This window comes from Paucibacter soli (assembly GCF_037482845.1).
Lineage (GTDB): Bacteria > Pseudomonadota > Gammaproteobacteria > Burkholderiales > Burkholderiaceae_C > Paucibacter_B > Paucibacter_B soli.
The window spans coordinates 338,503-355,280 of sequence record NZ_JBBHJW010000003.1 but is presented as its reverse complement, the minus strand read 5'-3'; the positions used below and the strand labels follow the sequence as shown (position 1 = coordinate 355,280).

General features: G+C 68.8%; 13 protein-coding genes. 6 read left to right on the top strand and 7 right to left on the bottom strand.

Annotated elements, in window-relative coordinates; all coding sequences use genetic code 11:
- Positions 1-6: 6 nt before the first annotated feature.
- Entirely contained in the window at positions 7-1,056 is a 1,050-nt protein-coding gene (locus tag WG898_RS09660) for a proline racemase family protein (RefSeq protein WP_339602563.1), read from the bottom strand.
- Positions 1,057-1,204: 148 nt separating this feature from the next.
- On the opposite strand from WG898_RS09660, the gene WG898_RS09655 reads away from it, so the two are divergent.
- From WG898_RS09655 to WG898_RS09645, 3 genes are read left to right on the top strand one after another with little or no spacing between them, the layout of a single operon-like run.
- The gene (locus WG898_RS09655; RefSeq protein ID WP_339602562.1) at positions 1,205-3,292 is read left to right on the top strand and encodes a TonB-dependent receptor plug domain-containing protein; all 2,088 of its coding nucleotides are present in this window, start codon (positions 1,205-1,207) and stop codon (positions 3,290-3,292) included.
- A 10-nt stretch (positions 3,293-3,302) separates the two neighbouring features.
- Positions 3,303-4,949, top strand: a complete 1,647-nt coding sequence (locus WG898_RS09650; protein ID WP_339602616.1) for a hypothetical protein — start codon at positions 3,303-3,305, stop codon at positions 4,947-4,949.
- A gap of 29 nt (positions 4,950-4,978) precedes the next feature.
- Positions 4,979-5,950, top strand: a complete 972-nt coding sequence (locus WG898_RS09645) for a lytic transglycosylase domain-containing protein (protein WP_339602561.1) — start codon at positions 4,979-4,981, stop codon at positions 5,948-5,950.
- Here the strand turns inward: WG898_RS09645 and WG898_RS09640 are convergent.
- The 3 genes from WG898_RS09640 to pdxR form a co-directional block, all read right to left on the bottom strand.
- Positions 5,947-6,588, bottom strand: a complete 642-nt coding sequence (locus WG898_RS09640; RefSeq protein WP_339602560.1) for a class I SAM-dependent methyltransferase — start codon at positions 6,586-6,588, stop codon at positions 5,947-5,949. The two genes, WG898_RS09645 and WG898_RS09640, sit on opposite strands and share 4 nt — an antisense overlap.
- A gap of 73 nt (positions 6,589-6,661) precedes the next feature.
- Positions 6,662-7,477: a class I SAM-dependent methyltransferase gene (locus WG898_RS09635; protein WP_339602559.1), complete on the bottom strand. Its 816-nt coding sequence runs from the start codon at positions 7,475-7,477 to the stop codon at positions 6,662-6,664.
- Between the two features lie 78 nt (positions 7,478-7,555).
- Positions 7,556-9,010, bottom strand: coding sequence for a MocR-like pyridoxine biosynthesis transcription factor PdxR (gene pdxR, locus WG898_RS09630; RefSeq protein ID WP_339602558.1), 1,455 nt, complete (start codon positions 9,008-9,010; stop codon positions 7,556-7,558).
- A 92-nt stretch (positions 9,011-9,102) separates the two neighbouring features.
- On the opposite strand from pdxR, the gene WG898_RS09625 reads away from it, so the two are divergent.
- Positions 9,103-9,558 carry a rhodanese-like domain-containing protein gene (locus WG898_RS09625; protein WP_339602557.1) on the top strand — a complete coding sequence of 152 codons (456 nt, stop codon included), beginning with the start codon at positions 9,103-9,105 and terminating at the stop codon, positions 9,556-9,558.
- Between the two features lie 119 nt (positions 9,559-9,677).
- Here WG898_RS09625 and WG898_RS09620 read toward each other — a convergent pair whose 3' ends face one another.
- Positions 9,678-10,589 carry a LysR family transcriptional regulator gene (locus WG898_RS09620; RefSeq protein ID WP_339602556.1) on the bottom strand — a complete coding sequence of 304 codons (912 nt, stop codon included), beginning with the start codon at positions 10,587-10,589 and terminating at the stop codon, positions 9,678-9,680.
- A 92-nt stretch (positions 10,590-10,681) separates the two neighbouring features.
- Here WG898_RS09620 and WG898_RS09615 point away from each other — a divergent pair, with 92 nt between their 5' ends.
- Positions 10,682-11,902, top strand: a complete 1,221-nt coding sequence (locus WG898_RS09615) for an NAD(P)/FAD-dependent oxidoreductase (RefSeq protein WP_339602555.1) — start codon at positions 10,682-10,684, stop codon at positions 11,900-11,902.
- A gap of 64 nt (positions 11,903-11,966) precedes the next feature.
- Here WG898_RS09615 and WG898_RS09610 read toward each other — a convergent pair whose 3' ends face one another.
- Positions 11,967-12,341, bottom strand: coding sequence for a rhodanese-like domain-containing protein (locus WG898_RS09610; RefSeq protein WP_339602554.1), 375 nt, complete (start codon positions 12,339-12,341; stop codon positions 11,967-11,969).
- Between the two features lie 99 nt (positions 12,342-12,440).
- Between WG898_RS09610 and WG898_RS09605 the strand changes: the two genes are divergently transcribed.
- Positions 12,441-13,376, top strand: a complete 936-nt coding sequence (locus WG898_RS09605) for a VTT domain-containing protein (RefSeq protein ID WP_339602553.1) — start codon at positions 12,441-12,443, stop codon at positions 13,374-13,376.
- A gap of 30 nt (positions 13,377-13,406) precedes the next feature.
- Here the strand turns inward: WG898_RS09605 and icmF are convergent, their stop codons facing one another.
- The gene (gene icmF / locus WG898_RS09600) at positions 13,407-16,697 is read right to left on the bottom strand and encodes a fused isobutyryl-CoA mutase/GTPase IcmF (RefSeq protein ID WP_339602552.1); all 3,291 of its coding nucleotides are present in this window, start codon (positions 16,695-16,697) and stop codon (positions 13,407-13,409) included.
- Positions 16,698-16,778: the final 81 nt, after the last annotated feature.

Sequence of the window (16,778 nt, the reverse complement as noted above, 5' to 3'; positions counted from 1 at the left end):
AAGGCCTCAGCGGAGCAGGAAGCCGGCGCCCTGAGGGTCGTCGGGGTCCAGATAGAAGCGGTGCCGGCCGGTGTAATGCGCGCTGCCACCCACCTCGGGCCGTACCGCGGCATGCGGGCCGAAGGTCTCGGTGGCGGCCACGCGCACCGTCATCAGGCTGCCCAGGATGCTTTCGATGCAGAGCGTCTCGCCCAGCGCCAGCTCGCCGCGCGCATGGTGCAGGGCGGCGCGTGCCGACACCCCCGAGCCGGTGGGCGAGCGGTCCACTTCGCCGTCCGCAAAGATGCAGACATTGCGGCTGTGGTGGGCCGGGTGCTGCGCCGGGCCGGTGAAGATGGTGCCGTAGAGAAAGCCCAGTTCGGGCTCGAAGGGGTGGCGTATGGTCAGCGCCGCCATCACCGCCTGCTTGATGCGGCGGCCGGCGTCGATCAGGCGGCTCTGCTGCTCCGGCAGCAGCTGCAGGCCCAGCGGTGCCGCCTCCACCAGGGCGTAGAAGGCGCCACCATAGGCGATGTCGAAGCGCACCGCGCCCAGGCCCTCGACCTCCACGCGCTGCCCGGCCAGATAGACAAAGGAGGGCACGTTGACGAAGCTGATCTGCTGCGCCAGGCCGTCCACCAGGCGGGCGCTCGCCTCGACGCGGCCGGCAGGCACCTGGAAGCTGATGCGGTGCAGGCCCTGCGCATCCGGCGCGCCGCGATGCAGGCCGGTCTCGAGCACCAGTTTGGTGAGCGCAATGATGGCGTGGCCGCACATGGTGCTGTAGCCCTCGTTGTGCAGGAAGAACACGTCGAAGTCGGCGCTCTGCGAGCGCGTCAGCACCGCGCCATACATATCGGCGTGGCCGCGCGGCTCCCACATCAGGGCGCGGCGCAGATGGTCGAGCTCGCGGCTGAAATAGCGGCGCTTGTCCAGCACGCTGGCGCCCGGCAGCTCGGGCAGGCCGGCGGTGATCACGCGCAGCGGCTCGCCGCCGGTGTGCATGTCCAGCGTCTGCAATTGCTGCCAATGCGCGGGCGGCTCATGGTGCCAGTCGAAAAACAGCGGCGTGCTCATGGCGGGTGAACCTCGTCCCAAATTGTTTCGAGTGAAGTATATGGTTAATATATGAGTGCTCATGCTGGGGCCGACCCTGGGGCACGGCATTGGCTGCGAGGCGGCACGTTTGGCTTAGGATGACGCTTCACCGATGCCAGGAGGGCCGATGCGGCGAAAACGATGCCTTGGGCTGCTCGGCCTGGGCCTGTGGGCGGGCGCTGCGCTGGCGCAGCACCGGGATGAGGAATTGGCGCTGGCCTATGGCGAGGCCGCCACCGTCAGCATTGCCACCGGCAGCAGCCAGCCGCTGCGGCGCGCGCCTGCGGTGGCCAGCGTCATCACCGCGGCCGACATCGTGGCCATGGGTGCCACCAACCTGGACCAGGTGCTGGCCTCGGTGCCGGGCCTGCATGTGTCGGTCAACGCCATCAACTACGCCGCGATCTACAGCTTGCGCGGTCTCTACAGCGCGCCCACCAACCCCCATGTGCTGCTGCTGCTGGACGGGGTGCCGATGAAGGGCGCCTACAGCGGCGACAAGGGCACGTCATGGACCGGCCTGCCGCTGGAGTATGTGGCGCGCATCGAGGTGATACGCGGCCCGGGCTCGGCGCTCTATGGGGCGGACGCCTTCGCGGGGGTGATCAATGTGGTGAGCAAGAGCGCGGCCGACATCGGCGGCAGCGAGGTCGGTATCCGCCTTGGAGCCTTCGGCAGCCACGAGGCCTGGGCGCAGCATGGCGGCAGCGTCGGCCCGCTGCAGCTGGTGGCCTACGCCCATGCCGGGCGTAGCGACGGCCAGCGCGAGCTCATCGCGGCCGATGCTGCAAGCCGGCTGGACAAGCTGTTCGGCACCCATGCGAGTCGCGCGCCCGGGCCGGTGAACACCTTCCGTCGCGAGCTGGACCTGGGCCTGAAGCTGAACTGGGGCGACTGGCATCTCAACAGCAGCCAGCAGTGGCAGCCACGCATTGGCACCGGCGCCGGCGTGAACTCGGCGCTGGACCCCGACAGCTACACCAACTCGCGCCGCAGCATGTTTGAGCTGGGCTGGACCAGCACCAGTGCGGACCGCGACTGGCTGCTCGGCGCCAGCCTCAGCCATACCCGCTACACCGAGCAGACGCCTGCCGGGCTGATGCTGTTCCCGCCCGGCACGCGTATCGGCCCGAATCTGTTTCCCGACGGCATGCGCGGTGGGCCTTGGCGCTGGGACCGCCAGACCCGCGTCTCGGTCAACGCCGGCTATGCGGGTTGGCAGGGCCATGCCTTGCGAGTCGGGCTGGGCAGCGAGGACATCGACCTCTACGCCTCGCGTACCTACAAGAACTTCCTGTTGAGCCCCACCGGCGTACCGATCCCGACCGGCCCGGTGATCGAGTACAGCGCGATTCAGCCGCATATCCCGCCGGCGCGGCGGCGCAACAACTTCGTCTTTGTGCAGGACGAATGGCAGCTGGCGCCCGATTGGGCGTTGACCCTGGGCCTGCGCCAGGACCGCTACTCCGACCTCGGCAGCACCCTCAACCCGCGCCTGGCGCTGGTCTGGGATGCGGCCTACAACCTCACCGTCAAGCTGCTGCACGGCCAGGCCTTCCGCGCCCCCGGTTTCAACGAGCAGTACACCGTCAACCCGGTCTCCACCGGCAATCCGCAGCTCAAGCCCGAACGCATCGCCACCGACGAGCTGGCACTGGACTGGCAGGTCCGCAGCGATCTGCAGTTCAAGCTCAACGTCTACCGCTTCGACATGCGAGACCAGGTGCGCGTGGTGGCCAATCCGGCGCCGGCCACCGGGGCGAGCTACCAGAACCTGGGCCGCCTACGCGGCCAGGGCCTGGAGATGGAAGTGCATTGGCAGACCTTGCGTCAGCTGCAGCTGACGGCGCAGCTCTCCTTGCAGCACACTCTCGACGTGGCCAGCGGCACGGATGCCGGCTACGCCCCACATCACCATCTGTTCGCGCGCGCCGACTGGCGCCTGACGGGCGTCTATGTGCTGGGAGCCCAGTTGAATGCAGTGGGCGGGCGTGCGCGCGCCGCCGGTGATGCCAGGCCGCCGGTGGCCGATTACCGCACGGTAGACCTGCAGCTGCGCCACGGCGGCGAGCAGCGCGGCCTGGCTTGGGCGCTGGCCCTGCGCAATGCTCTCGATGCCAAGCCGCGCGAGCCCAGCCTGCCCGGCGGCACCCTGCCGGGCGACCTGCCGCTGGCCGGGCGCTCCTGGTCTGTGGAGGGCAGCTGGCGCTTCTGATTCGGGCATGATGGCGGCCATGAGCTCCGCCGTGCATGTCCAGCGCCTGCATCAGATCCTGCTCTGGCCGCTACGCCTGATGCCGCTTGGCGACAACCCGGGCGCGCCGCGCCGGCCCTGGGAGCTACTGGGCGGCAGCGGGCAGGACAGCCCCTGGCGCGAGGTGCAGGACGAATACACCGGCGAGCCCGGCGCCTTTCACGAGCGCCATTACCAGGAGTTCGTGACCTTTCTGCCCTATGTGCAGCGCGTGCTCTACGGCGAGGGCCGCTCCAGCCAGCGCTCCGACGATGCGCTCGGCGAATCTGGCATGAAGGTGTTTCGCCGCCACGACATCCGCGCCCTGCGCGCCTGGCTGCGGCCCGGAGACGAGCCGCTGCGCCTGGAGCTGGTGCATGTGGACCTCTACTTTTTCTTCGACGTCGATGTGGTGATACTCAACGTCGAGCTGGCCGCCACCGAGCTGCCGCTGGCCCAGGTGCAGGAACTGCTCTACCGCCTGGGCCGCGCCTACCCCTCGGGCTGGGACGCGCAGGGTCAGCCCCTGCATTGCCTGGCCGGCGCCGAATGGCTGGGCGAGGGCGATGCGGTGCTGGCGCGCTCGGACACGCGCGAACGCGAGCGCTACATCGCCCATGTGCAGGCGCACCGCGCGCCACGCATCGCCGCGCATTGGGATTTCGTGCTGCGCCCGCTGGTGAGCGAGCATGCCGATGAGCCGGGCCTGTTGCGCTACCGACAGATCGAGTACTACCGCATGCCGGTGATGGCCTATCTGGCGCTGGACGATCCGGGCGCTCTGAGCCGCAGCGATTTCGTGCGCCTGGGCCTGGTGGCGGGGGCGGGGGAGGGTGGCCTGCCCTATGGCGAGCAGCATCTGCAGGACTTCGAGCAGCGCTATTGCTACGACCGTTTCTGGAGCCCCGGCGGTGCCGCGCCACACACGCGTTATCTCAGCTGCGGCCATGCCCTGGTGGTGCTGGGCCGCGCCGACGCCGCCTTCTACACCTGCCGCGATCGCGGCGTGCTGGCGCAGTTCCGCCACCAGCATTTCCTGATCTTTTTGCTGGCGCATTTCCAGAAGGCGGCGCTCTTGATGTTCTCCGACCGGCTGGTGGAAGCGCTGCGCCGCCTGAACGTGCAGGACCCCGACAATGTGCGCCGCTTCAAGCGCGCCATCCGCAGCTGCTTCGAGGGATTTCTGCGCTTCACGCACCGCTACTGGTTCCACGAGGTGGCCGAGCAGGCGCAGGCGCGCGCGCTGTTCCGGCTCTGCGCCCGGCATCTGGAGACCGACGCGCTCTATGCCGAGGTGAAGGAGCGCATCGGCGATATGAGCGCCTATCTGGAAACCGACAGCATCCGCCGCCAGGCCAACACGGTGGTGCGGCTCACCGTGGTGACCATCTTCGGTCTGGTGGGCACCATCACCACCGGTTTCCTGGGCATGAATCTGCTCGCCGAGGCTGACGCGCCGCTGTCCGAGCGCCTGGCCTGGTTTGCGATCACCCTGGCGGTGACGATTGCGCTCACCGTCTACACCATGATCAAGTCCAAGCGGCTCTCGGACTTCCTGGATGCGCTGTCGGACGAGCGCCTGAGCCTCAGGCACAAGCTGCTGGCCTTCGCCGCGGTGTGGCGGCGCGGCAAGGATTGAGCCCGTTGAGCCCGCTACACTGCCGCGCGATGCGTCATGCCCCTCTTGCGCTCGCCCTGTTCGTGGGCAGCGCCTGTGCCCAGATCCCCGGCCTGAGCCTGGAGAATCTGCCGCGCCCCAGCACCCCGCCGCCCGAGCGCGGCCCGGTGGTGCCGGCCCAGGTGGAGCGCTGGCGCCAGGAGGCCGAGGCGCTGGAGCATGGCGACGGCGTGCCGCGCGACCCGGTGGCAGCGGCACAGCTCTACTGCCGCGCGGCCCGTTATGGCGACCCGGTGGCGCAGTTCAACCTGGCCTGGATGCTGGTGCATGCGCGCGGCATCGCGCGCGACGATGCCCAGGCCGCCCACCTCTTCAATGCCGCCGCTGAGCAGGGCCTGGAGCAGGCAAAAAATATGGCGGCGGCGATGGGCGAGCCGCGCGGTGCGCCGCCCGAATGCCTGCGCCCGCCCGAAAGCGATCCGCAGCCCATCGTCGCCACTGCGCGCGGCAAGCCCGCCGCCTGGGCGCTGCCGGCGCCACCCCCGCCGCCCAGGAACGCCCCCGAGATCATCGTCAACTTCGTCAAGATGGTGGCGCCGGATTACAGGCTGGCGCCACATCTGGTGCTGGCGGTGATGGCCACCGAGTCGAATTTCGACCCCCTGGCGACATCGCCCAAGGGCGCGCAGGGCCTGATGCAGCTGATCCCCGACACCGCCCGGCGCTTCAAGGTCGGCCGCATCACCGACCCGGTGCAGAACATCCGCGGCGGCATGGCCTATCTGCGCTGGCTGCTGGCCTATTTCGAGGGCGACCTGACGCTGGCGCTGGCGGCCTACAACGCCGGCGAGCGCGCGGTGGAGCGCTACCGCGGCGTGCCGCCCTATGCCGAGACGCGGCTCTATGTGCGCCGCATCATCGCCGCCATCAACGGCCAGCGTTCGCACCCCTTCGACGCCTCGGTGACCCCGCCCTCGCCGGTGCTGGACCTGTGGCGGCCGGCGCCGCCGCGGCGACCCTAGATGCAGCCGCGCAGCAGATAGATGCTGTCCAGCCAGCGCTTCTCGACGCGGTGGCTGGCGAGCCTTGCCGCCAGCAGCCGCCAGGGCTGGCTCAGGCTGGCGAGATAGTCGGGCGCGCGGATCGAATACAGCGCCGCGCCCAGCACGAACAGATTGGCAAGGCCCAGCCAGGGCGGCGCCCAGCACAGGCCCACCGCCACCACGCGCGCACCCGGGCGCAGATGGGCGCACACGCGCGCCAGCGCCGCCTCCTGCTGCTGGATGTCGTGGGTGAAGAAGAACAGCGCGGCATCGGCCCGGCGCGGCAGGCGCGCCTGTGCCACCGCGCAGCCCTGCAGCCGCACATGGCACCAATGCCCCGCCCGCACGCGCGCCTCGGCCTGCGCCAGCATGGCCGGGCATTGCTCCACCCCCAGCACATGGCCGCCAGGCCCCACCGCAGCCTGCAGCGCCGGCAGGCTCAGGCCGGTGCCGCAACCCAGGTCCAGCACGGTTTCGCCGGGCTGCAGGTGCAGGGCCGCGATGGCCTCCTGGCGCAGCGCGTCGAAGGCGGCCAGCTCCAGGTCGTAGCGTTCGGCACGGCGCTGGTACAGGGCCAGGGCGGCCTGCTGGGCTTCGGGTGTTTGCGGATGGTGCATGTGGCCGCTCTCCTGCGATGCCTCCAGCATGCGTGGCCATGCGCATGCCGCCCATGACCTAGGGCAACAACACTCAGGGCTTGCCGAATTTGAGCGTCATGCGGTCGCTCTCGCCGATCGCCTCGTAGCGGGCGCGCTGCTCGTCCTTGTTGGCATAGGTGGGTGGCAGGGCCCAGACGCCGTTCGTGTGATCGGCCTTGTCCTTGGGGTTGGCGTTGATCTCCGCGCTGGCCAGCAGCTTGAAGCCGGCGCTCTCGGCCATGCGCACCACCCAGGCCTGGTGCAGATAGCCGCTGCTGGCCTTGGCGTCCTGCACGCGATCGGCCGGCAGGCGGTGGTCCACCAGGCCCAGCACGCCGCCCGGCTTGAGCGCGTCGAAGGCGCTCTTGAAGACCGCCAGGGTCTGCGCCTCGCCCAGCGCGGCCCAGTTATGGGCATTGCGGAAGGTCAGCACCAGATCGGCGCTGCCGGGCTTGGCGTATTGCAGCTTGCCGGCCTCAGCGTCGAACACCCCGACTTGGACCTTGTCGTATACCGAGGGCAGGGCAGCCAGCTTTTGCTGCAGGCGCGCGGCGCTGCGTTGCGAGTAGGCACTGCTGGAGGCGGGATCGTCAGCGCCCACGATCAGCTGGCCGCGCTCGCGCAGATAGGGCGCCAGGATCTCGGTGTACCAGCCGCCGCCTGGCGTGAGCTCGACCACCGTCTGCGTGGGCTTGATGCCGAAGAAGCTCAGCGTTTCATAGGGGTGGCGCCAGACGTCGCGAGCGACGTTGGCGGGCGTGCGGTGCGGCGCCGCGATGGCGGCCTTCAAAGCGACGTCCTGCGCATGAGCGGGCGCGGTGGCCAGCAGCGCGGAGGTCAGCAGGGGCAGTATCCAGTAGTGTTTCATGGCGGGGAGTTTCCTGTGGGTGGAAAAGAGGCTGCCCCGGAGTATGGGGCGGCGGCGCTCACCCTGCACAAAGCCATGTCAGGGACGCAGGCGCGCCAGGCTGCCGACCCCGGCCAGGATTTCCGCCGGCGTCAGCGCCGCATAGCCCAGCAGCCAGCCGTCCTGCGCGGCCGGCCCGTGAGGCTCGTCATAGAGGGCGCGCAGGCTGGGCGTCAGCACGCCGAGCGCGGCGGCGGCGCGCGTCCAGCGCGCTTCCTCGCCAGCGGGCAGCAGGGCCGCCAGCTGCAGGCCGCCGGCGCTGGGCTGGGGGTGCAGCCAGGGGGTCAGGTGTTGATGGCAGGCCTGCAGCAGGACCTCGCGGCGCTGGCGGTAGAGCTGGCGCATCAGGCGCAGATGCGCGGCAAAGTGGCCTTGTGTGATGAAGTCGGCCGTCACCGCCTGGGCCAGCTGTGCGCTGTGCCCGTCGTGGATATTGCGCGCCGTCACCAGCGCTGGCACCAGCGCCTCGGGCAGCACCATATAGGCCAGGCGCAGCGAGGGGAACAGCGTCTTGGAGAAGGTGCCGACATAGATCACGCGGCCCTGCTCGTCGAGCCCCTGCAGGGCCGGCATGGGCTTGCCCTCGTAGTGGAACTCGCTGTCGTAGTCGTCCTCGACGATCCAGGCGCCGGCCTGCTGCGCTAGCGCCAGCAGGGCCAGGCGGCGCGCCAGGCTCAGCGCCACACCGCAGGGGTATTGGTGCGAGGGCGTCAGATAGATCAGGCGCGGCGCCGGCAGGCCGGCAGCGGGGCGCAGGCCCTCGCTATCCACCGGCACCGGCAGCACCCGCGCGCCTGCGGCGGCAAAGGCGGTGCGCGCGCCGCGGTAGCCCGGCTCCTCCATCCACAGCGTGTCGCCATCGTCCAGCAGCATGCCGGCCAGCAGCTGCAGGGCTTGCTGCGAGCTGGTCAGCACCAGCACCTGTTCGGCCCGGCAACGCAGGCCGCGCGACTGGTTCAGGTAGCCGGCGATGGCGCTGCGCAGCTCCTCATGGCCCTGCGGGTCGCCGTAGCCCAGCAGGCCGGGCTGCTGGCGCAGGCGCTTGTTGGTCAGCAGGCGCCACAGCGCGATGGGGAAGGCGCGCAGCTCCGGGCTGCCGGCCGCGAATGCCTGCGGCTGGCGCGGATCGTTGCAGCCGCCACCCTGGGCGATGCGCTCGCCGCGGCGCGAGAGCGCGGCCTGCGCCAGCGCCAGATGCGGCGCGCGCCGCGCCCCGCCGCCGCCGGCCTTGAGCGTGATCGCGACAAAGCTGCCGCGGCCGACCTCGCGCCGCATATAGCCTTCGGCCTCCAGCTGGGCATAGGCCGCCTCGACGGTGACCCGCGAGAGGCCCAGATCGGCCGCCAGCACGCGGCTGGCGGGCAGGCGCTCGCCCAGCCCCAGCTCGCCGGCACGCATCGCCGCGCGCAGGCTGGCGCAGAGCTGCTCACGACGCCCCAGGCCCTGGCCGGCCTGGCGTTCAAACAGCTGCAACCACAGGCGCGATGGAGGCATTGGTCTTATTTGGATTGAAATATTGGTATCAATGTTAAGTCCAATAAACGTGAAACTGTCTTATCCGCAGCTCCAACGAAAGGTCCTGTCTCATGAACAAGCCCAACTCCTCCGTGCTTTCCTTCCCCGCCCCCAGCCCGGCCGACAGCGCCGCCTATATGCAGGCCAAGCTGGGCTTCCATACCGATGCCTGGGATGTGGCCGAGGATTTGCTGGCCGGCTGTGCGGACGTCGTGGTGCTGGACACCCGGCGCGAGTCCGCCTACGTGGAAGGCCATGTGCCCGGCGCCTTGAGCCTGAAGCTGCTGCTGCAGGACGACCCAAGCCTGGCGGGGCTGGACCGCAGCAAGGTCTACGTCACCTACTGCGATGGCATCGGCTGCAACGGCTCCACCAAGGGCGCCTATGCGCTGGCCTCGCGTGGCTTCATGGTCAAGGAGATGCTGGGCGGCTTGGACTTCTGGATCCGCGACGGCTTCCCGCTGGCGACCGGCGCTGCGCCGGGTCGGCTGCAGGGCGAATCGCTGATCGCCTGCAGCTGTGCTTGAGCGCATGCCGGGCTTGCGGGTCCGGCAGGGCGGGCCCGATGATGTCGAGGGCTTGCCTGCTTTGTGCGCCGAGCATGCTGCCTTCGAAGGCTACACCGCAAGCCATCCCGGCCGCCGTGTCATGCCTCGGGGGGCGCTGCCCGAGCCTCCTGCACCACAAAGTCGATCAGGGCCCGCAAGGCGGCCGGTGGATGCCGCCGGCTGGGATAGACGGCAAAGATGCCTCCGCCGTCATGGTCGTGGCGGGGCAGCAAGCGCACCAGGCTGCCTGCCGCGATGGCGGCGTCGGCGAGTTGCTTGGGCACCAGCGCGGCGCCAAGGCCCGCCATGGCGGCCGCGACCAGCGCGCCCATGCCATTGATGCTGAGGCGAGCATGTACCGGCACGGCAACCGTACCGCGTGGGCCGCGCAGGGTCCAGACGGCGCGGCCTTCCCGCCCTCGCGAAACCAGGCAGGGGTAAGCCGCCAGGGCCTTGGCGTCCTTGGGCAGCCCATGGGCCTTGACGCAGGCGGGGCTGGCCACCAGCACCAGCTTGCTTGAAACCAATTTGCGGGCCACCAGACTCTCGTCGCGTATGGGGCCGGCACGAAACGCCATGTCGATGCCGCTGCCGAACAGATCCACCGGTTCGTCCGAGAGGATGATCTCCAGGCTGAGTTGCGGATGCAGGTCCAGAAATCTGGCCAGACGATCCGCAGCCAGCACGCTCATGAAATCGGCCGGTGCCGCCACCCGCAGATGGCCACTCGGCAGCTCGGCCTGTGCGCCCGCTTCGCGCCACAGGGCTTCCAACTCCTGCACGGCGGGTTCGGCGCGGTCCAGCAGCGTGCGCCCCACCGTGGTCAGGCTCAGGCGCCGGGTGCTGCGCTGCAAGAGGCGCAGCCCCAGCGACTCCTCCAGGCCTTGAATCTGCCGGCTCAGACGATTGGGCGGCACACCCATGCGCCGCGCAGCCGCCGAAAAACTGCCCGCATGCACCACCGCCACCAGCACCTTGATGGCGTTGAGGTCAAGCTCGGATTGCTTCATATTTTGGACAGATGTGGTCCGAATTAGATGGATTATCAGACAGGTCAATGACTCCTAAGCTCTCCCCATCCGCATCAGACCTTGGTCAGTTCATGGCAGCCGCAGCATCCAAACCTCTCCGCGTCGTCATCCTGGGTGGCGGCTACGCCGGCCTCACGGTGGCACATCGCCTGGCCCAACAGAAGCGGGGCTGGTCGATCACCTTAATTGACGCGAAGTCCGAATTCACGGAGCGTGTTCGCCTGCACCAGGTGGCGGCTGGTCAGGCGCTGGCGGGCTTTGACTACCGCAGCTTCCTGACGCCGCTGGGGGTCGAGTTCATCCAGGCCGAGGTCATGGCGCTGCAGCCGGGCTTGTCGGCGCTGAGCTTGCGCCGCATCGACGGCAGCGAAGCGCAACTGGGCTACGACTACCTGGTGTACGCGCTGGGCAGCAGCGCCAAGATTGATGTGGTGCCAGGGGTGCGCGAGCATGCGCATGTCTTCCAGTCGGTGGGCGCCGCACAGCAGATGTACGCCACGCTGGCGCAGTTTCAGAGGCCACGCGTCTTGGTCGTAGGCGGCGGCCTGACGGGGATCGAGACCGCGGCGGAGTTGGCCGAGTGCCAGCCGCACGCGCAAATCACTCTTGCCATCGACCAGCCCTGGGGCAAGGCCATGGTGCCGGGCGGATTCGACCGGCGGATCATCGCCTATCTGCAGCAGTCGTTTGAAAAGCGCCACATTGCGCTGAGGAGCGGCGCAAGGGTGCTTGCATTGCGTGCCGGCCATGCCGAATTCAGCGACGGCAGCGAACTGGCGTTCGATGCCTGCATCTGGACCAGCGGTTTTGCGCCACCGGCGTTGGCACGCGCCGCCGGCATCGGCGTGAATGCGCATGGGCAGATCCTCACCGACAGCGGCCTGCGCTCAATCAGCCACCCCAACATCATTGCCGTTGGCGATGCAGCGCAGGCCGCTTCCGATGCGGCCGGGCCATGCCGCATGGGCAGTGCCACTGCCCTGGCCATGGGCACCGCAGCGGCACGAACCCTGAAGGCGCTGGCGGCGGGCCGAACGCCTCCGGCATTCCAGTTTGTGTACCTGTTCCGCAATATCAGCCTGGGGCGCCACGATGGCGTGGTGCAGTTTGTGGACCGCCGAGACCTGCCGCGCCGCGTCGTCTGGACGGGCGCCAACGCCGCGGCCTGGAAGGAGTACATCTGCCGAAGCACGCTCTCGACCATAGGCCTGACAGCAGCCGAGCCCGTGCCGGCGCTACCGCCTGTGCGCATGCTGCCCCAGTTGCTGCGCGGCCTGCAGCAGTACGCCTAGCAAGCCCGCTGGCGCCCTCCTTCAACACCGCCTCCGGCTGCGGTGCCGAAGGCTGGCCGCATGCCTACATGCCCGCGCTCAGCGCCAGCCCCAGCCGTTTGGCCAGGGCCATCGCCGCGCCGCCGTAGTGGGCCTGGCGGTAGCCCAGGCGCTGCAACTGGCCGAGTGCCAGCTCGGCGCGTGCGCCGGTGGCGCAGTAGACGATCAGCGGGGTCTGCGGGTCCGGCGCCAGCGCGTGGATCATCTCGTCGAGCTTGGGCAGCGGCAGGCAATGCGCACCCGGCAGATGGCCCTGCATGAACTCGGCGTAGGAGCGCACGTCGATCAGCATGGCCTGCTCGGGCAGGGCGCTGGGCGGCTCGGCGGGGTGCTCGGTCGGTCCGTCCGGCGGGTTCGCCATCTGGGCTTCGATGGGTAGCAGTCCGGTGTTCCAGTTCATGGCGGCCTCCTTCGTAGCGACAGTTCCCTTTTACCCCGAATTTGCTCCGGCCGCGAGGGGCAGGGGCTTCGGCGCGGCGCTGCTATCCTGGCTCCCGTCATGCAGGAACTTGCCACATTGTTGTCGCAGCATGGCCTGCTGGCCGTCGCTATCGGTGTGTTTGCCGAACAGATCGGCGCGCCCCTGCCGTCCACGCCCTTGCTCATGCTGGCCGGCGCGCAGGCGGTTGCGAATGCCGGCTTTGCGCTGCAATCCCTGCTGCTGGCCACCTTGGCGGCGATGCTGGCCAACACGCTGTGGTTTTATGCCGGGCGCCGGCTCGGGCGGCGCGTGCTGTCCACGCTCTGCCGCATCTCGATCTCGCCCGACAGTTGCGTGCGGCAGAACGAGGCGAGCTTTGCACGGCGCGGCGCGCGCACGCTGCTGATTGCCAAGTTCGTGCCGGGGCTGTCGGTGCTGGCGCCGCCTTTGGCCGGCGCACTTGGCATGCCCTTGCGCAGCTTCATGCTCTTCAATCTGGCCGGTTCGCTGCTGTGGGCGGCCACGGGCATAGGCGTGGGCTGGCTGTTTGGCCGCCAGATCGAGCGTTTGCTGGCCGGGCTCGGCGAGCTCGGCAGCGCAGCGCTTTGGGGTGGCTTGGCCATGTTGCTGGCCTACCTGGCATGGCGGATCTGGCGGCGCTGGCACAAGCGGCGCGAGTTGCTGCGCTTCGAGCGCATCGACCCGGCCGCGCTGGCGGCCCTGCTGACGCGAGAGCCTGATGTCGTGGTGCTGGACGTGCGTGCCAGTCTACCCGGCATGCCGGCGCCAGGCCGCATCCCAGGTGCGCGCCAGCTCGATCTGGGCCGCCTGGAACAGACCGACCTGGCCGAGTGGCCGGCTCACGCCGAGTTCTTTACCTACTGCGCCTGCCCGCAGGACGCCTCGGCCGTGCGCGCGGCCGTCTGGCTGCGCCAACAAGGCCGCCGGGCCCGCGTGCTGCGAGGCGGCATCGAGGCCTGGGTGCGCGACGGGCAGGCGCTCGAAGGCGGCTGAATCCCCGCGCCTCCGTGCGTAGCCGGCGGCTTACATGCTGCGCCGATACTGCCCGCCCACCTCGAACAGCGCCGCGGTGATCTGGCCCAGCGAGCACACGCGCACAGCGTCCATCAGCACCTCGAAGACGTTCTGGTTGGCGATCACCGCCTGCTGCAGGCGCTGCAGCATGGCGGCGCTGGCGCCGGCATGGCGCTCGTGGAAATCGTGCAGGCGCTGCAGCTGGCTCTGCTTCTCCTCGTCGGTGGAGCGCGCCAGCTCGATGTGTTCGGGCACAGTGTCGCCATGCGGGTTGCGGAAGGTGTTGACGCCGATGATGGGGTACTCGCCGGTGTGCTTGAGCATCTCGTAATGCATGCTCTCTTCCTGGATCTTGCTGCGCTGGAAGCCCGTTTCCATCGCGCCCAGCACGCCGCCGCGCTCGGCGATCTTCTCGAACTCGGCCAGCACCGCCTCCTCCACCAGCTCGGTCAGCTCGTCGATGATGAAGGCACCCTGGCTGGGGTTCTCGTTCTTGGCCAGGCCCCACTCGCGGTTGATGATGAGCTGGATCGCCATGGCGCGGCGCACGCTCTCCTCGGTCGGCGTGGTGATGGCCTCGTCGAAGGCGTTGGTGTGCAGCGAGTTGCAGTTGTCGTAGACGGCAATCAGCGCCTGCAGCGTGGTGCGGATGTCGTTGAACTGGATCTCCTGCGCGTGCAGGGAACGGCCCGAGGTCTGGATGTGGTACTTCAGCTTCTGGCTGCGTTCGTTGGCGCCGTAGCGGTCGCGCATCGCCACCGCCCAGATGCGGCGCGCCACGCGACCCAGCACGGTGTACTCGGGGTCCATGCCGTTGGAGAAGAAGAAGCTGAGGTTGGGCGCGAAGTCGTCGATGTGCATGCCGCGCGCCAGATAGGCCTCCACAAAGGTGAAGCCGTTGGAGAGCGTCAGCGCGAGCTGGCTGATCGGGTTCGCGCCCGCCTCGGCGATGTGGTAGCCGCTGATCGACACCGAGTAGAAGTTGCGCACATTGTGGTGCACGAAGTACTCGGCGATGTCGCCCATCACCTTCAGGCTGAACTCGGTCGAGAAGATGCAGGTGTTCTGGCCCTGGTCTTCCTTCAGGATGTCGGCCTGCACGGTGCCGCGCACATTCGCCAGCACCCAGTCCTTGATCTTGGCGGCCTCGTCGTCGGTGGGCTCGCGGCCGTTGTCGGCCTTGAACCTGGCCAGGTTCTGGTCGATCGCGGTGTTCATGAACATCGCCAGGATCGAGGGCGCGGGCCCGTTGATGGTCATCGACACCGAGGTGCTGGGGCTGCAGAGGTCGAAGCCGTCGTACAGCACCTTCATGTCTTCCAGGGTCGCGATGCTGACGCCGGAATTGCCCACCTTGCCGTAGATGTCGGGGCGCGGGTCGGGGTCGTTGCCGTACAGCGTGACCGAGTCGAAGGCGGTGGAGAGGCGCTTGGCCTCCATGCCCTCGCTCACCAGCTTGAAGCGGCGGTTGGTGCGGAAGGCATCGCCCTCGCCGGCAAACATGCGGGTGGGGTCCTCGCCCTCGCGCTTGAAGGCGAACACGCCGGCGGTGTAGGGGAAGCTGCCGGGCACGTTCTCCAGCATCAGCCACTTCAAGAGCTCGCCATGGCACTCGTAATGCGGCAGCACCACCTTCTTGATCTTGGTGCCGCTGAGGCTGGTGGAGACGAGGTTGGTGCGTATCTCCTTGTCGCGGATCTTCACCACGTATTCGTCGCCGGCGTAGGCCTTCTGCATATCGGGCCATTGCGCCAGCAGTTTGCGCGCCGCGGGGTCGAGCTGGCCCTCGCGTGCCTGCGCCAGCTCGCTCAACGCGTCGCGGGCGCGGTGCTTGTCGGGGTTGGCTTCGAGCAACATGCGCGTGCTGCCCCAGAGCTGCTGGATCTCGCGCGCGAGGGTGGCCTGCTGGCGCGCGCGCTTCTTGTAGCCACGCACCGCATCCGATATCTCGGCCAGGTAGCGCACCCGCGCGCCCGGCACGATGGGAGTCTGGTTGGTGCTATGGCGGGTCTGCACCGCAGGCAGGCGCGCCTCGGCGAAGGCCATGCCCAGCTCGGCCAGACGGCTCTTGATCGCCTGGTAGAGCGCGGTCACGCCGTCGTCGTTGAAGCGGCTGGCCATGGTGCCGAACACCGGCATCTCATCGGGCTTCTTGCCCCAGGCCTCCTTGTTGCGCTGCACCTGCTTGGCCACATCGCGCAGCGCGTCGGCGGCGCCCTTGCGGTCGAACTTGTTGATGGCCACGAACTCGGCGAAGTCCAGCATGTCGATCTTCTCGAGCTGGCTGGCGGCGCCGAACTCGGGCGTCATCACATACATGGGGATGTCCACATGCGGCACGATGGCGGCGTCGCCCTGGCCTATGCCCGAGGTCTCGACGATGACGAGGTCAAAGCCCGCCAGCTTGGCCGCCGCGATCACGTCGGGCAGGGCCTTGGAGATCTCGCTGCCGAAGTCGCGCGTGGCGAGGCTGCGCATGAAGACGCGCTGGCCGTTCTTCCAGGGGCCGATGGCGTTCATGCGGATGCGGTCGCCCAGGAGCGCGCCGCCGCTCTTGCGGCGCGAGGGGTCGATCGAGATCAGCGCCACGCGCAGGCTGTCGCCCTGGTCCAGGCGCAGGCGGCGGATCAGCTCGTCGGTGAGGCTGGACTTGCCGGCGCCGCCAGTGCCGGTGATGCCCAGCACCGGGGTCTTGATGTCCTTGCTTGCGGCCTGCAAGGCGGCCACCAGGCCGGCCTCGGCCTTGCCGTTCTCCAAGGCCGTGATCAGCTGCGCCAGCGCGCGCCAGGCGGCCTCGTCATGGCCCTGGATGGCTTCCAGCTGCGTGGGCGCGTGCACCGAGAGATCCAGGTCGCAGCGCATCACCATCTCGCCGATCATGCCGGCCAGGCCCATGCGCTGGCCGTCCTCGGGGCTGAAGATGCGCACGCCGTGCTCGGCCAGGTCGCGGATCTCGGCCGGCACGATCACGCCGCCGCCGCCGCCGTAGACCTGGATATCCTCGCCGCCGCGCGCCTTCAGCAGCTCCACCATGTACTTGAAATACTCGACGTGGCCGCCCTGGTAGGAGCTGATCGCGATGCCCTGCGCGTCTTCCTGCAGCGCCGCCGTCACCACCTCGTCGACCGAACGGTTGTGGCCCAGGTGTATCACCTCGGCGCCCATGCCCTGGAGGATGCGGCGCATGATGTTGATGGCCGCGTCATGCCCATCGAACAGGCTGGCCGCCGTCACAAAACGAACCTTGTGGGTGGGGCGGTAGTCGGCGAGGGCCTTGTATTCGGCGGACAGGTCGGTCATGAGATGTCTCCAAAGGGCTGCGTGGCCGCAACGCCCGGTTCTAGCAGCAATGGTGGCGCGATTCTAGAGGTTGATTAACGT

Bases quoted from the DNA above. Each gene is read 5' to 3' on its own strand.
- WG898_RS09635 (WP_339602559.1), bottom strand. From the start codon at position 7,477: ATGAAACACTACTGGATACTGCCCCTGCTGACCTCCGCGCTGCTGGCC.
- WG898_RS09620 (WP_339602556.1), bottom strand. From the start codon at position 10,589: ATGAAGCAATCCGAGCTTGACCTCAACGCCATCAAGGTGCTGGTGGCG.
- WG898_RS09650 (WP_339602616.1), top strand. From the start codon at position 3,303: ATGGCGGCCATGAGCTCCGCCGTGCATGTCCAGCGCCTGCATCAGATC.
- WG898_RS09660 (WP_339602563.1), bottom strand. From the start codon at position 1,056: ATGAGCACGCCGCTGTTTTTCGACTGGCACCATGAGCCGCCCGCGCAT.
- WG898_RS09625 (WP_339602557.1), top strand. From the start codon at position 9,103: ATGAACAAGCCCAACTCCTCCGTGCTTTCCTTCCCCGCCCCCAGCCCG.
- WG898_RS09640 (WP_339602560.1), bottom strand. From the start codon at position 6,588: ATGCACCATCCGCAAACACCCGAAGCCCAGCAGGCCGCCCTGGCCCTG.
- WG898_RS09610 (WP_339602554.1), bottom strand. From the start codon at position 12,341: ATGAACTGGAACACCGGACTGCTACCCATCGAAGCCCAGATGGCGAAC.
- WG898_RS09655 (WP_339602562.1), top strand. From the start codon at position 1,205: ATGCGGCGAAAACGATGCCTTGGGCTGCTCGGCCTGGGCCTGTGGGCG.
- pdxR (WP_339602558.1), bottom strand. From the start codon at position 9,010: ATGCCTCCATCGCGCCTGTGGTTGCAGCTGTTTGAACGCCAGGCCGGC.
- WG898_RS09605 (WP_339602553.1), top strand. From the start codon at position 12,441: ATGCAGGAACTTGCCACATTGTTGTCGCAGCATGGCCTGCTGGCCGTC.
- icmF (WP_339602552.1), bottom strand. From the start codon at position 16,697: ATGACCGACCTGTCCGCCGAATACAAGGCCCTCGCCGACTACCGCCCC.
- WG898_RS09615 (WP_339602555.1), top strand. From the start codon at position 10,682: ATGGCAGCCGCAGCATCCAAACCTCTCCGCGTCGTCATCCTGGGTGGC.
- WG898_RS09645 (WP_339602561.1), top strand. From the start codon at position 4,979: ATGCGTCATGCCCCTCTTGCGCTCGCCCTGTTCGTGGGCAGCGCCTGT.